This is a genomic window from Halomonas halophila, assembly GCF_030406665.1.
GTDB lineage: Bacteria > Pseudomonadota > Gammaproteobacteria > Pseudomonadales > Halomonadaceae > Halomonas > Halomonas halophila.
In genome coordinates, this window is sequence record NZ_CP129121.1 from 1,358,794 (window position 1) to 1,376,521 (window position 17,728).

Sequence of the window (17,728 nt, forward strand, 5' to 3'; positions counted from 1 at the left end):
GGCAAAAAGCGCCGCAATGTCAGGTCGGGATCAGGCGCCGCCAGTGGCGTCCCTCGAGCCGCTCCAGGGGGGAGAAGGCCTGCTTGTAGGCCATCTTGCGGCATTCCTCGATCCAGTAGCCCAGGTAGACGTGGGGCAGACCCAGCTCGCGGGCGCGTTCCACCAGTGCCAGCACCGCGTAGGTGCCCAGCGAGCGGCGGTCGAATTCCTCGGCCGGGTCGAAGAAGGTATAGATGGCCGACAGGCCATGCGAGAGCTGATCGAAGGCCGAAACGGCCAGCAGCCGGCCGTCGAGGCGCAGCTCCAGCATCCGCGCATAGTCCTGATTCAGGGTCAGGAAGGTGCGGTACTGCTCATGGCTGGGGGGGTACATGTCGCCATCGGCGTGCCGGGTGCGGATGTAGTGGGCGTAGAGCCCGTAGTGCTCGGCATCGAACAGCGCCGGGCGAACCCTGGCCTCGAGATCGGCGTTGCGGCGGTAGAGCTTGCGCTGGGTGCGGTTGGGGGTGAAGCCCTTGACCGGAATGCGCACCGAGATGCAGGCGTTGCAGCCCTCGCAGTGGGGGCGATAGAGGTGTCGTCCGCTGCGCCGGAAGCCGAGTGGCGCGAGGGAGTCGTAGACGCCGCTGCCCGGTGACTCCTGGGGATCCAGGAACAGGGTGGTGGCCTCACGCCCCTCCAGATAACTGCAGGCGTGCGGCACGGTCAGGAAGAACCGCAGATCGCGAATCGGCTGGCGGGGAGTGTTACTGCTCAAGGTGACCGCCTCCTGTGGCTCCCGGGGGCATCTGTCTCGCGGCGTCGAGGCGTTCGAACGACCATGCCGGCGGTGGAAAGACGAGGGTCCCGTCGCCCTGCGGCTCCGGCATCGCGTCCAGCCACTCATCAAGATAGCCGATGAACGTCCGCCGGGCGATGTCCCGGGCGCCCAGGCTCGCCAGGTGCGCGGTATGCATCTGACAGTCGATCAGGCGGCCGCCTTCGGCGGCCATGGTGCGGGCGAGGCACGCCAGCGCCACCTTGGAGGCGTCGGGCGCCCGCGAGAACATCGATTCGCCGAAGAATACCGGCCCCAGTGCAATGCCGTAGAGGCCGCCCACCAGCGTCTCGTCCTGCCACACCTCCACCGAGCGGGCCGCGCCCAAGGCGTGCAGGCGGCGGTAGGCGGTGACCATCTCCGGAGTGATCCAGGTGCCGGGCTCGTCGTCTCGGGGTGCGGCACAGGCGGCGATGACGGCCTCGAAGGCGGTATCGCCGGTGACCGTGAAACCGCCGTTGCGCAGCCGCTTGGCCAGGCTGCGCCGGACCCGGACCTCTTCGGGAAACAGCACCATGCGCGGGTCCGGGCTCCACCACAGGATGGGCTGGCCCTCGCTGTACCAGGGGAAGATGCCGTGGCGATAGGCGCTGAGCAGCCAGGCCGGGCTCAGTTCACCGCCGGCGGCCAGCAGACCGCCGGGATCGTCGAGGGCGGACTCGACCGATGGGAAGCGAACGGGGTGCTCGGGGAGCCAGGGCAGCATGGGGTGGACGTCCTCGGGGCGTGGAAGTCCAAGTGTGACCGGCGCGATGGCGCGGCTCAAGTCGTGGCGTGCCCCCTGTGACGGGCGCGGCTGGCTCGGTATGATTGTTGGCCTTGGATTTGGAAGACGCCGTCTCGGCGCAAGGGGGTTGGCCGCTTGAGTGCCAAGAAGACAACCACGTCGCCGCGCGAACGCGCAGCGACGGCCAGGGAAACGGCCCGGCGCTTCGGCCTGCGTTTGCAGGGATCGATGCGCGAAGGCGTGGTGATCCTGCTGCTGGCGGGCTGCGTGTTCCTGCTGCTGGCGCTATACAGCTTTCGGCCCGACGATCCCGGCTGGTCACGCAGTGGCCCCGAGACCGAGGTCGCCAACTGGATGGGCCGCATCGGTGCCTGGCTGGCCGACGTGCTCTATTCGCTGTTCGGCGGCAGTGCGCTGTGGTGGCCGGGCATGCTGGGCTTCGCCGCCTGGTGGCTGATCCGTGCCGGCCAGGTGCGCCTGGAATGGGATGCCACGGCGCTCGCCGTGCGCAGCGGCGGCCTGATGCTGCTGCTGCTCGGCTCGACCACGCTTGGTGCGCTGCACTTCTACGATCCCGAGAGCCTGCTGCCCTACGGGGCCGGCGGCATCCTCGGCGAGGGGCTGGTCGGGGCGCTGCTGCCGCTGGTCGGTGCCGGCGGCACCGCGCTGCTGGCGCTGGTGGCGATCCTGTGCGGCGTGCCGCTGTTCAGCGGCTGGTCCTGGCTGACCATCATGGACGAGCTGGGCCGGCGTGCCACCTCGCTGTGGTCCGGCATCAGCGAGCGCTTCGCCTTCGGCCGTGACGACGCGGGCGACGGCGACGCCGAGCCCGCGCAGGACGGCACGCAGGACAGCAAGAGCGCCGACGACTCGGCCCGGGCCGAGCGTGATGACGCGGCGAGCCCGGAACGCGCGCCCTGGTGGCGCCGCTGGCTGCCGGCGCGTCGCGAGCCCGTCCCGGCGCTGGCTGCCGAGAGCGGACGCCGCGAGCCCGGCTTCGGCGACGACGGCGACACCGAGATTCCCTGGGAGGTGCCCGAGCGCACGCCTTCGGCCAAGCGCCCGGAGGCGGCCTATACCGCTCAGGAGCCGCGTCTGTCGCTGTCCCCCGAACGCGGCGAGCCGCGCGAGGCCGGCGAGCCCGTCGCTGCCATGCCGCTGCGCGCCACCGAGCCTGCGGAGCCCGAGGCGCCGGCTGCATCGGCGGAGAACGCTCGGCCGGCAGAGCCGACGCCGTCCCGTGCGGTCGAGCCCGAGCCCAAGGCCGAGGAACCGACGCCGCGTCGTGAGTCGCCCGATGCGGCGTGCTCGCCCGCCGCGCCGTCGCCCCAGGCCTTCGCACCGCGGGAGGACGCCGCTGTCGAGCCTCGGGAGCCGCGGCACGAGTCGTTCGTGTCGCGCGAGCGCGAAGAGAGCGAAGAGAACGAGGAGAAGAGCGAAGAGCCGGCACCCAAGTCCTGGGAGCCCGCGTTGTCTCCGTCCCCCGGGCCGGCACCGGAGGCCGAGCCGACGCGCGAGTCCTCACCGTCGACGGCCGAGCAGCCGTCGTCCGGGACGCCGGTCGAGGACACCCCGGCCGAGGCGGTCGCGCCGCCCTGGTCGCATGACGAGGTCGACCACTCGGCCCAGGCCGAGCGCGAGCTCGCCCCGAATCAGCCGGTCGAGCCCCAGGCGCCCGAGGCGTCCTACGAGCCTGCGGCTCCCCGTGAGACTCAGCCTGAATCGGTTGCGACGCCGTCGCCCGAGCGGCCCGAGCCGCGCCGCGTGCCGGAGGTGATCCCCGATCCGGTGCTGCCGGACGACGATGACGAGGTGCCGCTGCCGTCGTCTTCTGCGTCGGCCGCGCCCGTCTCGCGGGCGGCCGAGCCGCCGCGTCAGGAAGCGCCCGCCGCTCAGGTGGCGACCGCCGAGCAGGCGCGTCAGGCCACCGACGAGCCCGACGGCCCGACGCTGTGGACCGTGGAGCACCTGCAGAACCAGGGCGCCGAGGTGGAGGCGTTCGCCGAGCCCGAGGGCGAACTGCCGAGCCTGCGGCTGCTGACGCCGCCCCAGGATCATGAGCCCAACTACACCGACGAGCAGCTGGCCGAGATGGCCGAACTGCTGGAGGTGCGGCTGCGCGAGTACGGGGTCAAGGCCGAGGTGGTCGACACCTGGCCGGGGCCGGTGATCACGCGCTTCGAGATCAAGCCGGCGGCCGGGGTGAAGGTCTCCAAGATCAGCAACCTGGCCAAGGACCTGGCGCGCTCGCTGATGGTCAAGAGCGTGCGCGTGGTGGAGGTGATCCCGGGCCGGCCCACGGTGGGCATCGAGATCCCCAATCCCAACCGCGCCATGATCCGCCTGCGCGAGGTGATCGACTCCGACCGCTACCAGCACGAGGCCTCGGCGCTGACCATGGCGCTCGGCCAGGACATCGGCGGCGGCGCCGTGGTCGCCAACCTCGGCAAGATGCCGCACCTGCTGGTGGCCGGCACCACCGGCTCGGGCAAGTCGGTGGGGGTCAACGCGATGCTGATCTCCATGCTGCTCAAGGCCAAGCCGGAAGAGGTCCGCATGATCATGGTGGACCCGAAGATGCTGGAGCTGTCGGTCTACGACGGCATTCCACACCTGCTGGCGCCGGTGGTCACCGACATGAAGGAGGCCGCCAACGCCCTGCGCTGGTGCGTGGCCGAGATGGAGCGGCGCTACAAGCTGATGGCCGCCATGGGCGTGCGCAACATCGCCGGCTTCAACGCCAAGCTCGACGAGGCCGAGCGCGCCGGGGCCCAGGTCGCCGATCCGCTGTGGGAGCCGCAGCCCTGGGAGATGCACCAGGCGCCGCCGGTGCTCGAGAAGCTGCCCTACATCGTGGTGGTGATCGATGAGTTCGCCGACATGTTCATGATCGTCGGCAAGAAGGTCGAGGAGCTGATCGCGCGTCTGGCCCAGAAGGCCCGTGCCGCCGGCATCCACCTGATCCTCGCCACCCAGCGGCCCTCGGTGGACGTGGTGACCGGCCTGATCAAGGCCAACATCCCCACCCGCATGGCGTTCCAGGTCTCCTCCCGGGTCGACTCGCGCACCATCCTCGACCAGGGCGGCGCCGAGAACCTGCTGGGCCACGGCGACATGCTCTACCTGCCCGCCGGGTCCGGCATGCCGACCCGCGTGCACGGTGCCTTCGTCGACGACGACGAGGTGCATCGGGTGGTCGAGGACTGGAAGCGTCGCGGCGAGCCGGAGTACATCGACGAGATCCTCTCCGGCGGCGTGTCCGCCGACGCCCTGGCCGGCCTCGAAGCCGAGGGCGGCGGTGGCGGCGACGACGACGCCGAGCAGGACGCCCTCTACGACGAGGCGGTGGCCTTCGTCACCGAGAGCCGTCGGGCCTCCATCTCGGCGGTCCAGCGGCGCTTCAAGATCGGCTACAACCGGGCGGCACGCCTGGTCGAGGCGATGGAGACGGCCGGCGTGGTCTCGACCATGGGCACCAACGGCGCCCGCGAGGTGCTGGCGCCGCCGCCGGCGGGCGACTGAGCCGCCGATCGTGCAACCACCATGCAAGCCGCGGCGGGGAGGCAACCCGTCGCGGCCCGTGCAGTCTTACCGGGCAGGATGCTCTCGACCTTCAGGGAAACAGGAGATGACCATGAAACGATCCCTCGCCGCGCTGGCCCTGGTGGCCCTGACCCCGCTGACCGCCGTGGCCAACGAAGGCGCCGAGCGGCTGGCGCACATGCTCGAGCCGTTGGACACCTACGTCGCCGACTTCGACCAGCAGATCCTCGACGGCTCCGGCCAGCGGTTGCAGGAGGCCAGCGGCCGCATGTGGCTGTCGCGCCCGGGCCGCTTCCGCTGGGAAGTGAACGCCCCCTATGAGCAGGTCGTGGTCTCCGACGGCGACGAGGTCACGCTCTACGATCCCGACCTCCAGCAGGCCACCGTCCAGCCGCTGGACGACCGCGTGACCCACACGCCGGCCCTGCTGCTGTCCGGCAGCGCCGACCAGCTGACCGAGAGCTACGAGGTCTCCAGCAGCCAGCAGGGCACCGCCGAGACCTTCGCGCTGGTGCCGAAGAGCCCCGACACCCTGTTCGAGGAGCTCAAGCTGACCTTCTACGGCGAACGGCTCGGCTTCCTGCAGATGACCGACAGCACCGGCCAGCGCACTGCCATCGAGTTCGACGACGTCGAGCAGAACGTGTCGGTGGAAGACTCGCGTTTCGACGTGACGCTGCCGGAAGGCACCGACGTGATCCGCGAGTCGCGCTAGGCGCCGCCAAGCGCGGATGCCGCCGACGACACCGCCCCCGGAGCAAGCGCTCCGGGGGCGGTGTCGTTTCAGGCGGGGTCTCGGGTCGCCAGTCCGGCGCGTTGCTGCTGGCGCCACAGCCGGGTGGCCACCAGCAGGCAGGCGCCGAACAGCGTCACGCCGAAGGCCGTCAGGGCGCCGGCCTGTCCGAGTCGCTCCATCAGGCCGCCGGTGACGACGACCGGCACGCTGAAGCCGAGATAGGCCAGCAGGAAGAAGCCGGCGCTGGCGCGGTCGGGGCGATCCCCGGCAGTTTCGAGCACGCCGCTCAGGCCGCCCAGATAGAGGAATCCGTAGCAGGCGCTGCTGGCGCCCAGCGTGCCCAGCAGCACGGCGAGCAGCTGGCCCTCGAGGGCGCCCCAGGCGATCAGGGCGTAGGTCAGCGGCAGGATGGCCAGGCCCAGGCGCACCGAGGTCGCCGGCGCCAGGCGGCGGGCCAGGGGCTGGAAGAGCACGCCGCCGCTGCAGATGCCGAGGGTCGCGAAGCCGGACCAGGCCGAGAGTGCGTGGCGCTCCAGCACGCCGGGCAGCAGCGCGATCACCAGCCCGACCGTGGCCCAGGCCAGCAGGATCGCCGCGCCGAAGGTGGCGGCACCGGGCGGATAGGCCGGCAGGCGGATCCGAACGGCGCCGGAGGTGACGGGGCTGTCGTCGCGCAGTCGCCACAGGCCGGCCAGGGCCAGCGAGGCCGCGAGCAGATAGCCCCACAGGCTCGGCGGCGTCAGGCTGGGCTCGCGAAGCAGGCTCAGGCTGGTCAGGGCGGCGCCCAGGCCGAAGCCGAGTGAGGTGCTGGCCGTGACCCAGGCCGTGGCGCGGCGACCATCGCCGGCGGGCATCAGCGCGCGCATGTAGCCGGGGGCCGAGGCGGCGGTCAGCGCGCTGGCAATGCCCATCAGCAGTCGGGCGAGGCCCAGTGTGATCACGCCGGGGGCGATCAGCGTCAGCAGGGTGGCGGCGAGACACAGGCCCAGGGCAACGGCGATCAGGGCACGTCGCCCGAACCGCTCCGGCAGGCCGCCGCCGAGCAGCAGCACCGGCAGGATGCCGAGCACGTAGCAGGCGAAGGCGACGCCGGTGGCGGTCGCGCCGAAGCCGTCGTGGGCGGCCAGGGCATCATAGTAGGGCGCCTGGAGATTGACGGCGGTAGTGATCAGGCAGAGGGCGGCGGCCAGGCGCAGTCCCGGAAGCGTCGACATGGGAGTCCTCGGGCGGGTGGATGAGCCTTCAAGCCTCGCACCGTGCCCGCGGCGCCATAAGGTACACTGGCGGCCGATTTCACGGGAACGGTAGGGGCACGACACCGATGGCCAGCAGGGGCATCCCATGCGGATGATGATCGATCCGCGAGATCCGCGGCCGCGGGTGGAGCAGCTGACGGACGGCCTGCGAGGCTGGATCGAGCGGCACGCCGCCCCCGGCGATCGGTTGCCGTCGATCCGCCGCCTTGCGGCGTCCCAGGGCGTCGGCCGCAACATGGTCATCGAGGCCTACGAGCGCCTCGTCGCGCTGGGTCGGATCGTCTCGCGTCCCGGTGCCGGGTTCTACGTGGCCGAGGGCGCCTGCAGAACGACGGAGCACCAGGCCCGGGCCGGCATGGCCGACGTGTCCGACGAGATGTGGCAGCAGTTCCAGCCCGAGGGCGAACATCTACGCCTGGGCTGCGGCTGGCTGCCCACCGCCTGGCGCGACGAGGAGGCCTTCGGCTACGCCCTGCGCCGGGTGACGCGTCAGTCGATGACGGGGTTGTTCGAGTACGGCACGCCGCTGGGCTCGCCCGAGCTGCGCGCCCTGGTGCAGGAGCGGCTGTGGGGGCTGGGCATTGCGGTCGACGCCAACCAGCTGCTGACCACCGCGGGCGGCAGCCAGGCCCTAGACGCCATCGTGCGCGGGCTGCTGCGTCCGGGCGATACCGTGCTGGTCGAATCCCCGGGCTACTACAACCTGCTCGGGCTGCTGCATCTGCATCGGGTCAACGTCGTCGGCGTGCCCCGGACCGAGCATGGCCCCGATCCCGAGCGCCTCGAGGCACTGATCGAGCGCCATGCCCCGCGTCTGTTCTTCTGCCATAGCGCCTTGCACAACCCCACCGGCACGACCCTGTCCGAGGCGGTCGCCCGGCGGGTGCTGGCGCTGGCCGAGCGCCATGACCTGTGGATCGTCGAGGACGACATCTACGCCGACTTCCAGGCGGCGCCCACGCCGCGACTGGCCGCGCTGGATGGCCTGCGGCGGGTGCTCTACGTGGGGAGTTTTTCCAAGACACTGTCCTGCTCGCTGCGGGTCGGCTTCATCGCCACGCCGCCGGCGCTGGTCAGAACGCTGGTCGACGTCAAGATGCTCAGCACCATCGCCACCTCGCCGTTTGCCGAACAGGTGGTGGCGACCCTGCTGCGCAACGGCGGTTATCGCCGGTTGGTGGAGCGGCTGCGGCCGCGCCTCGCGCGGCGCATGGACACTGCCCTGAAGCTGGCCCACGAGGGCGGTTGGGTGCCGTTCGCGACGCCCCGGGGCGGCATGTTCCTGTGGGCGCGCCACCCGGCGTTCGCCTCGTCCCGGGCGCGGGCCTTCCTCGCCGACCCGCGATGACTCAGTCCCGTGCTCGGTCGGCGGCGGCGTCGAGCTCGGCCCGCCACTCCAGCATCTGGCCGTAGCGCTTCTCCTGGCCGTTGGCGGTGGGCTGGTAGAAGCGTTCGAAGGGCACGTCGTCCGGCCAGCAGTCGTGGGCGCTGCCGGCGGGGTAGCCGTTGGGCTCGTTATGGGCGTAGCGATAGCCGTCGCCGTGGCCCAGCGATTCCATCAGCTTGGTGGGCGCGTTGCGCAGGTAGGTGGGCACCTCGAGGCGCGGCTGGGCGGCGGCGAACGCCTTGGCGCGGTTCCAGGCCTGGTCGACGGCGTTGCTCTTGGGCGCCACCGCCAGATGGACGGCGGCGTGGGCGATGGCGCGCTGGCCCTCGTAGTCGCCGAGCCGCAGGTAGGCGTCCCAGGCCGCCATGGTCAGCGGCAGCGCCTTGGGGTCGGCGTTGCCGACGTCTTCCGAGGCGATGGCGGTCAGCCGGCGGATCACGTCCAGCGGGTCGCCGCCGCCCTGGATGAATCGCGCGATGTAGAGCAGGGCGGCGTCCTGGCGCGAGGAGCGGATCGACTTGTGGATCGCCGACAGCAGGTCATAGTAGTGATCGCCCTGCTTGTCGAAGGCGCTGGCCTGGTGGCCGATCACGTCCTCCAGCGCCTCGCGGGGCAGGCGCTCGCCGTCGCCTTCCTGCACCGTGAAGTCGCAGGCGGTCTCCAGCAGGCCCAGGGCGCGGCGGGCGTCGCCGGCGGCGGCCCGGGCCAGCAGCGCGAGCACCTCGTCGTCCACGGTGATGTGTCGGGCGCCCAGCCCGCGGTCGGCGTCGGCAAGCGCGCGGCGGAGCACCTCGGTCACGTCGTCGTCGGAGAGCGACTTCAGCACGTGCACCCGGGCCCGGGACAGCAGCGCCGAGTTGACCTCGAACGAGGGGTTCTCGGTGGTGGCGCCGATCAGCGTCAGCAGGCCGGACTCCACGTGGGGCAGCAGGGCGTCCTGCTGGCTCTTGTTGAGCCGGTGGATCTCGTCGAGGAACAGCAGGGTGGGGCGGTCCTGACCCTGGGCGGCTCGGGCGCGGTCCACCGCCGCGCGGATGTCCTTGACCCCGGCCATTACCGCCGAGAGCCGCTCGAGGTGGGCGCCGGACTCCTCGGCCAGGATCTCGGCCAGGGTGGTCTTGCCGGTGCCCGGCGGGCCCCACAGGATCATCGACCGCACCGGGCCGCCCTCGGCCATGCGGCGCAGCGGCTTGCCGGGGCCGACCAGCGCCGGCTGGCCCACGTAATCGGCCAGCCGACGGGGGCGCATGCGCCAGGCCAGGGGGGCGCTCTCCTCGCTGCTGGCCTGCTGGAACAGGTCCATTTCTGACTCCTTCGCTGACGGCTGCTATGTTGGATACGCGATGTCGGGCATTGGCTCCCGGCATCGCCAGATCCCGAACGAGGTGGGCGAACCCTGACGGCCGGTGCCATTGGCCAGGAACCCGGAGGGCGAAGGCGCGTCTAACACCAGTGCCTTCCGTCCATGACCGATATTGAGGAGGCTGCCGCAATGCCCATGCTGAACCAACTGCGCCAGGATCATGCCAACATGGCCCGCATGTTGCACGTTCTACAGCTCAAGCAGAAGACCCTGGCCGAGGGCGAACGCCCGAACTTCCAGCTGGTGCGGGAAGTCGTGGATTATATCCTCGATTACCAGGACAGCTTCAGCCAGCCGCTGGAGCATGTCTGCTCCGAACGCCTGCAGGAACTGGCCCCGGAGACCGAGGCGGTGACCGAGCGGCTGGCCAAGGACTATCGTGCCCTCAAGGCCCAGCTCAAGCGCCTCTCCGGCGACCTCGACATGATTCTCATGGATGCCGTAGTGCCCATGGATCGTTTCGCCGACGACCTCAAGGCGTATCTCGATGCCCATCGGGCCTACCTGCGCGACGAGCGCGAGCTGCTCTTCCCGCTGATTCGCGAGCATTTCTCCGAGGATGACCTCCAGCGGCTTGCCGAGGCTCTGCCCGAGGGCGCGACCACCGAACTCGAGCGCCTGCAGGAGGCCTACCCCGAGCTCTATGCCGAGCTGCGCGATGCGCCGGAGCCGGTGACCTGATTCCCTGCGTCGCCGCCGGGAGACGGCTTCGAGTCCCGGCCCCGCTGAGGTAGAATGCGCCGCATCGTTCGACGGAATGCCTGCGATGCCGATGTTCGCCTCGACCACCTTCACCCTGATCTTGCCCCTCGTGCCGTCCCGGCCGGGGGGCGAGTGCGTGGTGGCGCGCCGATGACGGGCCCGGTGCTGGTGTTCGATTCCGGCGTCGGCGGGCTCTCGGTGGTCGAGGCGCTTCGCCGCCGCCTGCCCGACGTGGTCCTGGCCTACGCCTGCGACAACGCCATGCTGCCCTATGGCGTGCGCGAGGACGCCTGGCTGGTAGAGCGCATCCTCGCCGTGTGCGAGGCGGCGGTGGCCGCCAGTGGGTGTTGTGGCCTCGTGGTGGCCTGCAACACCGCCAGCACCCTGGCCCTCGATGCCCTGCGCGAGCGGCTGTCGGTGCCGGTGGTGGGCACCGTGCCGGCGATCAAGCCCGCCACCGGGGCCAGCGAGAGCCGCCATATCGGTCTTCTCGCCACCAGTGCCACCGTGGCGCGGCCCTATACCGCGCGGCTGATCGAGGCCTTCGCCGGCGACTGCCGGGTCACGCGCCTGGCCGCCGACCCGTTGGTGGGCGAGGCCGAACGCCTGGTGGCCGGCGAGGTGCCGGACCCCGAGGTGCTGCGCCGGGTGCTGGCGCCGCTGGCCGAGCTGCCGGATCTCGATACCCTGGTGCTCGGTTGCACCCACTTCCCGCTGCTGCGCGAGGCGCTCGAGGCCGCGGTACCGCATCCGGTGCGCTGGGTCGACTCCGGTGACGCCATCGCCCGGCGCACCGGCCAGGTGATCGTCGCGCCCCAGCGCCGCCCGGCCGTCGAGCGGGGCTGGGTCACCGGCCCCGACACGACCCTGGCCCGGGGGCTCGCCGGCTTCGGTTTTTCCGAGACACACGCTCTCGTGTTGCCCTGAGGCATCGGCCGGCCCAAGGTGCCGCGCTTTCCGTCTTTCATCGCCCGTATTCGACCATCCCTTTCGACCGACCATCTTTCAGGAGCCGCCGTGGCCATTCCCGTTGTCGACCCCGACCGCTATGACGAGCAGCTCGCGGCCAAGCGCGACCGACTGACCGCCCAGTTCGCCCGTTTCGCTCCACCCGAGCTGGAAGTGCATGCCTCGCCGGCCAGCCACTACCGCCAGCGCTGCGAATTCCGGGTCTGGCACGAGGGCGACGATCTCTACTATGCCATGTTCGAGGTCGATCCCGAGGACCCGAAGCAGAAGACCGTGGTGCGTCTGGACGACTACCCGGTGGCCGGCCAGCGCATCAATGAGCTGATGCCGGCACTGCGCGAGCGCCTGCTCGACAACCCGACCCTGCGGCATCGGCTGTTCCAGGTGGAGTTTCTCACCACCTTGACCGGCGAGGCGCTGGTGACGCTGATCTATCACCGCCAGCTCGACGAGGCCTGGGAGGTCGAGGCCCGTGCCCTCGAGCAGGCACTGGACATCATGATCATCGGCCGGGCCCGCAAGCAGCGCCTGGTGCTGACCCGCGACCACGTCTGGGAGCGGCTCGGCGTCGACGGCCGCGAGCTCGTCTACCAGCAGGTGGAGAACAGCTTCACCCAGCCCAACGCCGAGATCTGTCGTTCGATGCTGTCCTGGGCCCGGGACGTCACCGCCGGCAGCACCGAACGCGACCTGGTGGAGCTGTACTGCGGCAATGGCAACTTCACCGTGGCCCTGGCGGAGAACTTCCGCCGCGTGCTGGCCACCGAGATCTCGCGCACCTCGGTCGCCAGCGCCCGGGAGAACCTGGCCGCCAACGGCGTCGACAACGCCGTGGTGGGGCGTATGTCGGCCGAGGAGTTCTCCCAGGCGCTGCGCGGCGAGAAGGGCGGCCGCCGGGTCGCCGAGTTCGGCCTCGACGACTACGATTTCTCTACCGTGCTAGTCGACCCGCCGCGGGCCGGGCTCGATGAGGACAGCTGTCGTCAACTCAGTGACTACGAGCGTATCGTCTATATTTCATGCAATCCGGATACGCTTGCCGACAACCTGGAGACCCTCACCCGTACCCACGAGGTGGTGCGCTTCGCGCTCTTCGACCAGTTCCCCTGGACCCACCACTGCGAGTGCGGTGTCCTGCTGGAGCGGCGCCGCTAGCGGCGAGAACAGACCTCGCTGCCGGGCGAAATGTCAAGGGCGATGCGCAACCGACATGGTCATGAGGAAAGCGGCATGTGGCTGGGGTGATCGGTGTCGAACGCGTAAGCTGTTGGCAATGCGGGGCTTTGGCCGAGGCCGGGCCCGGCGATTCGGTCCAATGATCCGGCCGCACGAGGCGGCCGCTGGCAGTCGAGGTGATGGATGCTACAAGTCGCACACGAGGAGGGCCGTCAGGACCTCCTCAAGCAGCTCGAGGAACGGCTGCAGAGCCGTCTGGAACAGGACAAGGCCGCGTCGGTCGAGGCCTTCGCCCGGCACTTTTATGCGGCGGTGCCTCTGGAGGATCTCGCCGACCGACGCCTTGACGACCTCTACGGCGCGACCCTCTCGGTGTGGCACTTCATCCAGCAGTTCGATGCCGACGCCCCCAAGGTGCGGGTCTTCAACCCGGACTTCGAGGAGCACGGTTGGCAGTCCACCCATACCTTCATCGCCGTGCTGCACGAGGACATGCCGTTCCTCGTCGATTCGGTGCGCGTGGAGCTCAACCGTCGCGGCATGACCGTGCACGCCATCCACAACGCCGTGCTGGCGGTGGAGCGCGACGCCGATCATCGCCTTTGCCGCGTCAGCGACCCTGGTGCGTCCGGCGCTCCTGAGACCCGCGAATCGCTGATCGCCATCGAGGTCGACCGCCACTCCGACGTGGCCGAGCTGGAAGAGATCGAGGCCAGCCTGCATGAGGTGCTGGGCGACGTGCGCACCGCCGTGGCCGACTTCGACCCCATGCGCGAGAAGGTCCGCGAGGCCATCGCCGAACTCGAGACCGGCTGCCCCGAGCAGGTCGAAGCCGAGGATCATCGCGAGGCGATCGCCTTCCTCGAATGGTTGCTCGAGGACAACTTCACCTTCTTCGGCTACGACGAGTACGAGGTTCTCGAAGACGGCAGCCGGCAGCGCCTGGACAAGGTCGAGGACAGTGAACTCGGCGTGTTCCGCCTCGACCAGCCGCGCTACCGCGAACGCATTCGCACCGACCTGGGCGTCGAGGGCGACCGCTTCGTGCTGGTCCCCCAGCTGCTGTCGTTCGCCAAGAGCGCCCATCATGCGCGCATCCACCGGCCGACCTACCCGGACTACATCTCCATCGACCGCTACGACGAGCAGGGCAACATCGTCGGCGAGCGGCGGTTCCTGGGGCTGTTCACCGCCACCGTCTACAACGATTCGCCGCGCCACGTGCCGATCCTGCGGCGCAAGCTGCGCTCGGTGATGGAGATCTCCGGCTTCAATCCCAAGGCCCACAACGGCAAGCAGCTGCTGCAGATCCTCGAGGTCTATCCCCGCGACGACCTGTTCCAGATCGACGTCGACGAGCTGGCGCAGACCGCGCTGGGCATCCTGGACATCCGTGAGCGGCGCCGGGTGAGGCTGTTCATCCGCGAGGACCGCTTCGGCAAGTTCTTCTCCTGCCTCGTGTTCGTGCCGCGCGACGTCTTCTCCACCGAGCTGCGCCTGCGCCTGCAGGAGCTGCTGTGCGAGGAACTCGACGCCACCTTCGGCGACTTCAACACATATCTCTCCGAGTCGGTGCTGGCGCGCATCCAGTTCATCCTGCGTTTCAACGGTGACGGCCCGGCGGACTACGACATCCGGCGCCTCGAGGACAAGCTGGTCAAGCTGGCGCGCAACTGGCGCGACGACCTGCTCAACGCCGCCATCGAGGGATTCGGCGAGGAGCATGCCAACCAGCTGATGGGCCGCTTCCGCGACGCCTTCCCGGCCAGCTACCGCGACGACTTCAGCGCTCGCACCGCGGTCTACGACCTGCAGCATCTCGGGGAGCTCGACGACGGCGCGCCCCTGGCGCTGTCGCTGTACCGCCTGATCGAGGAAGAGGGCAGCGGCGTCAATCTCAAGCTGTTCCATCCCGACACCTCGATTCCCCTCTCCGATGTGCTGCCGATGATGGAGAACCTGGGCCTGCGGGTGCTCGGTGAGCGGCCCTACGAGGTCGGTGCCACCGATCGCGACTACTGGATTCATGATTTCACCCTGGAGCATCACACCAGCGTGGAGGTGAATCTGCAGGAGATGCGCGAGCCGTTCATCGAGGCCTTCCAGCGCATCTGGACCGGCGAGGCCGACAATGATCCCTTCAACCGGCTGATCATCGGCGCCAACCTGGACTGGCGGGAAGTGGCGATGCTGCGTGCCTACGCGCGCTACCTGAAGCAGATCCGCTTCGGCATGTCGCAGAACTACATCGCCACCACCCTGGTGAACCATCCCGAGATCACCCGCGAGCTGGTCAGCCTGTTCGAGCTGCGCTTCGATCCCGCCGATCGTCCCGAGGGCGGCGACATCGCCGACTGCGAGGCGCGCATCCTGGCGCTGCTCGAGGAGGTGCCGAGCCTCAACGACGACCGCATGCTGCGTCGCTACATGGAGCTGATCCAGGCGACCCTGCGCACCAATTACTATCAGCGCACCGAAGACGGCGGCTTCAAGGACTACATCGCCCTGAAGCTCGAGCCCTCCAGGGTCACCGGCATGCCCAAGCCGCGCCCGGCCTTCGAGATCTTCGTCTGCTCGCCGCGGGTCGAGGGCGTGCATCTGCGTGGCGGCAAGGTCGCCCGCGGCGGGCTGCGCTGGTCCGACCGTCGGGAGGATTTCCGCACCGAGGTGCTGGGCCTGGTCAAGGCGCAGCAGGTCAAGAACGCGGTGATCGTGCCGGTAGGGGCCAAGGGTGGCTTCGTCTGCAAGCGCATGCCGGAAGGCGCGGACCGCGAGACCGTGCAGAAGGAAGGCATCGCCTGCTACCAGATTTTCATCCGTGCGCTGCTCGACGTCACCGACAACCTGGTCGGCGGCGAGGTGGTGCCGCCCGAGTGCGTGGTGCGCCACGACGACGATGACGCCTACCTGGTGGTGGCCGCCGACAAGGGCACGGCGACCTTCTCCGACATCGCCAACGAGATCTCCGTCGAGTACGGTCACTGGCTGGGCGATGCCTTCGCCTCCGGCGGCGCCCACGGTTACGACCACAAGAAGATGGGCATCACCGCCAAGGGCGCCTGGGAATCGGTCAAGCGCCACTTCCGCGGGCTGGGCATCAATACCCAGGAAGACGAGTTCAGCGTGGTCGGCGTCGGCGACATGGCCGGCGACGTGTTCGGCAACGGCATGCTGCTGTCCGACAAGATCCGGCTGATGGGCGCCTTCAACCACCTGCACATCTTCGTCGACCCGACCCCGGACGCCGCGGCCAGCTTCGCCGAGCGCAAGCGCCTGTTCGAGCAGCCCCGTTCGAGCTGGGAGGACTACGACCAGAGCGTGATCTCCGAGGGCGGCGGCGTGTTCCAGCGCAGCGCCAAGTCGATCACCATCACGCCGCAGATGAAGAAGGCCTTCGGCATCCGCGAGGACAGGCTGTCACCCAACGAGCTGATCCGCGCCATGCTGGTCTCCCAGGTCGACCTGATCTGGAACGGCGGCATCGGCACCTACGTCAAGGGCAGCGCCGAGAGCCACGCTCAGGTCGGTGACAAGGCCAACGACGCCCTGCGCGTCGACGGGCGCGAGCTCAACTGCCGGGTGGTGGGCGAGGGCGGCAACCTCGGCCTGACCCAGCGAGGACGCATGGAAGCCGCGGCCAAGGGCGTGCGGGTCTACACCGACTTCATCGACAACGCCGGCGGCGTCAACTGCTCCGACCATGAGGTCAACATCAAGATCCTCATCGACGAGGTGGTCTCCCGCGGCGACATGACCGAGAAGCAGCGCAACCGTCTGCTCGCCGACATGACCGACGAAGTCAGCGAGCTGGTGCTGCTCGACAACTATCGTCAGACTCAGGCCCTCGATCTCGCCGAGCGGCTTTCCCGGGAGGGGATCGGCCCCTTCCGCCGTTTCATCAGCGAGCTGGAAGCGGCCGGTCAGATCGATCGCGAGCTGGAATTCCTGCCCAGCGACGAGGAGCTTCAGGAGCGGGCACACCAGGCGCAGGGCATGACGCTGCCCGAGCTGTCGGTGCTGATCTCCTATGCCAAGAGCGTGCTCAAGGGCGACCTGATCGCCTCCGACGTGCCCGACGACCCGACCATCATCCGCTACGTGGAGCGCGTCTTCCCGTCGATGCTGGCCGAGCGCTATCGCGACGAGATGTACGACCACCGCCTGAAGCGCGAGATCGTCGCCACCCAGCTGGCCAACGACATCATCGATCACATGGGCGTGGTGTTCATGCGCCGGCTGATGGACTCCACCGGGGCAGGCCGTGCCGACATCGCCCGGGCCTACGTCATCGCCCGTGACAGTTTCCAGCTGCCCAAGCTTTGGGAGCAGCTCGAGGCGCTGGACAACAAGATCGCGACGGATGTCCAGTACGCGATGATGCTCGACCTGATGCGTATGCTGCGTCGTTCCACCCGCTGGTTCCTGCGTCATCGCAGCAGCCTGAGCACCCGCGACGCCATCGACTACTTCGGTCCGCGCCTGGCCCAGCTGCAGGAAGGCATCGGCAAGCGCCTGCGCGGCGAGGAGAAGGCCCAGTGGGAGGCGCGGCGTCAGGAGCTGGTCGAGGCCGGCGTGCCGGAGGCCCTGGCCGCCACGGTCGCCGCGGCCGACAGTCTCTACGCGGCGCTGGGCATCATTCATGCCGCTCGCCAGAACGACGACAAGCCGCAGCGGGTCGCCGAGGTCTTCTACGAGATCGGTGCGCGCCTCGAGCTGCCCTGGCTGCTGCAGCAGGTCACTCGCCTAGAGGTCAGCGACGGCTGGGAGGTCAAGGCGCGGGAGACCTTCCGCGACGACATCGAGCGTCAGCAGCTGGCACTGACCTCGAGCGTGCTGAGCATGGAAGGCGGGCCGCGCGAGAGCGCCGAGCGCGTCGAGCGCTGGCTGTCGCTCCACGAGAGCATGCACCAGCGCTGGGGCCGCCTGCTCGAGGAGGTCGGCAGCGGCAGTCAGGGTGGCTTCCCGCTGTTTGCCGTGGCGGTCCGCGAGCTGGTGGACCTGGCCGAGAGCAACAGCGAGGGCTGATCCGCCGGCCCGGCCCTGTTGAACGCG

General features: G+C 69.5%; 11 protein-coding genes. 7 read left to right on the forward strand and 4 right to left on the reverse strand.

Annotated elements, in window-relative coordinates; genetic code table 11:
* Window positions 1-19 precede the first annotated feature (19 nt).
* Together QWG60_RS06245 and aat are read right to left on the reverse strand one after the other, a co-directional pair.
* Window positions 20-757 (reverse strand): arginyltransferase, encoded by a 738-nt coding sequence (locus QWG60_RS06245; protein WP_146908160.1) that lies wholly within the window; start codon window positions 755-757, stop codon window positions 20-22.
* Window positions 747-1,523, reverse strand: a complete 777-nt coding sequence (aat, locus tag QWG60_RS06250) for a leucyl/phenylalanyl-tRNA--protein transferase (RefSeq protein ID WP_035595269.1) — start codon at window positions 1,521-1,523, stop codon at window positions 747-749. Before aat ends, QWG60_RS06245 begins: the two co-directional genes overlap by 11 nt.
* Before the next feature lie 249 nt (window positions 1,524-1,772).
* On the opposite strand from aat, the gene QWG60_RS06255 reads away from it, so the two are divergent.
* Both QWG60_RS06255 and lolA read left to right on the forward strand, forming a co-directional pair.
* Window positions 1,773-5,066 (forward strand): DNA translocase FtsK, encoded by a 3,294-nt coding sequence (locus QWG60_RS06255; protein WP_246124646.1) that lies wholly within the window; start codon window positions 1,773-1,775, stop codon window positions 5,064-5,066.
* 106 nt (window positions 5,067-5,172) lie between these two features.
* A complete protein-coding gene (gene lolA, locus QWG60_RS06260; protein WP_035595274.1) occupies window positions 5,173-5,802 on the forward strand; it encodes an outer membrane lipoprotein chaperone LolA in 630 nt (209 codons plus the stop codon).
* Window positions 5,803-5,870: 68 nt separating this feature from the next.
* Here lolA and QWG60_RS06265 read toward each other — a convergent pair whose 3' ends face one another.
* Window positions 5,871-7,037, reverse strand: coding sequence for an MFS transporter (locus QWG60_RS06265; protein WP_222593859.1), 1,167 nt, complete (start codon window positions 7,035-7,037; stop codon window positions 5,871-5,873).
* A gap of 127 nt (window positions 7,038-7,164) precedes the next feature.
* On the opposite strand from QWG60_RS06265, the gene QWG60_RS06270 reads away from it, so the two are divergent.
* Window positions 7,165-8,427 (forward strand): aminotransferase-like domain-containing protein, encoded by a 1,263-nt coding sequence (locus QWG60_RS06270; RefSeq protein ID WP_146908164.1) that lies wholly within the window; start codon window positions 7,165-7,167, stop codon window positions 8,425-8,427.
* 1 nt (window position 8,428) lies between these two features.
* On the opposite strand, the gene QWG60_RS06275 is transcribed toward QWG60_RS06270, so the two are convergent.
* Window positions 8,429-9,769 (reverse strand): replication-associated recombination protein A, encoded by a 1,341-nt coding sequence (locus QWG60_RS06275; RefSeq protein WP_146908166.1) that lies wholly within the window; start codon window positions 9,767-9,769, stop codon window positions 8,429-8,431.
* Window positions 9,770-9,964: 195 nt separating this feature from the next.
* Here QWG60_RS06275 and QWG60_RS06280 point away from each other — a divergent pair, with 195 nt between their 5' ends.
* The 4 genes from QWG60_RS06280 to QWG60_RS06295 all read left to right on the forward strand — a co-directional run bounded on the left by QWG60_RS06280 (window position 9,965) and on the right by QWG60_RS06295 (window position 17,701).
* Window positions 9,965-10,510: a hemerythrin domain-containing protein gene (locus tag QWG60_RS06280; protein WP_035595313.1), complete on the forward strand. Its 546-nt coding sequence runs from the start codon at window positions 9,965-9,967 to the stop codon at window positions 10,508-10,510.
* 171 nt (window positions 10,511-10,681) lie between these two features.
* Complete coding sequence (murI, locus tag QWG60_RS06285; protein WP_146908169.1) at window positions 10,682-11,458, forward strand: glutamate racemase; 777 nt, start codon at window positions 10,682-10,684, stop codon at window positions 11,456-11,458.
* Between the two features lie 90 nt (window positions 11,459-11,548).
* Window positions 11,549-12,655, forward strand: coding sequence for a tRNA (uridine(54)-C5)-methyltransferase TrmA (gene trmA / locus QWG60_RS06290; RefSeq protein ID WP_035595284.1), 1,107 nt, complete (start codon window positions 11,549-11,551; stop codon window positions 12,653-12,655).
* 204 nt (window positions 12,656-12,859) lie between these two features.
* A complete protein-coding gene (locus tag QWG60_RS06295) occupies window positions 12,860-17,701 on the forward strand; it encodes an NAD-glutamate dehydrogenase (RefSeq protein WP_146908171.1) in 4,842 nt (1,613 codons plus the stop codon).
* Window positions 17,702-17,728: the final 27 nt, after the last annotated feature.

Excerpts from the sequence above, each read along its gene's own strand:
- QWG60_RS06295 (WP_146908171.1), top strand. The coding sequence starts at position 12,860 with ATGCTACAAGTCGCACACGAGGAGGGCCGTCAGGACCTCCTCAAGCAG.
- aat (WP_035595269.1), bottom strand. The coding sequence starts at position 1,523 with ATGCTGCCCTGGCTCCCCGAGCACCCCGTTCGCTTCCCATCGGTCGAG.
- QWG60_RS06265 (WP_222593859.1), bottom strand. The coding sequence starts at position 7,037 with ATGTCGACGCTTCCGGGACTGCGCCTGGCCGCCGCCCTCTGCCTGATC.
- QWG60_RS06280 (WP_035595313.1), top strand. The coding sequence starts at position 9,965 with ATGCTGAACCAACTGCGCCAGGATCATGCCAACATGGCCCGCATGTTG.
- lolA (WP_035595274.1), top strand. The coding sequence starts at position 5,173 with ATGACCATGAAACGATCCCTCGCCGCGCTGGCCCTGGTGGCCCTGACC.
- murI (WP_146908169.1), top strand. The coding sequence starts at position 10,682 with ATGACGGGCCCGGTGCTGGTGTTCGATTCCGGCGTCGGCGGGCTCTCG.
- QWG60_RS06270 (WP_146908164.1), top strand. The coding sequence starts at position 7,165 with ATGCGGATGATGATCGATCCGCGAGATCCGCGGCCGCGGGTGGAGCAG.
- QWG60_RS06255 (WP_246124646.1), top strand. The coding sequence starts at position 1,773 with ATGCGCGAAGGCGTGGTGATCCTGCTGCTGGCGGGCTGCGTGTTCCTG.
- QWG60_RS06275 (WP_146908166.1), bottom strand. The coding sequence starts at position 9,769 with ATGGACCTGTTCCAGCAGGCCAGCAGCGAGGAGAGCGCCCCCCTGGCC.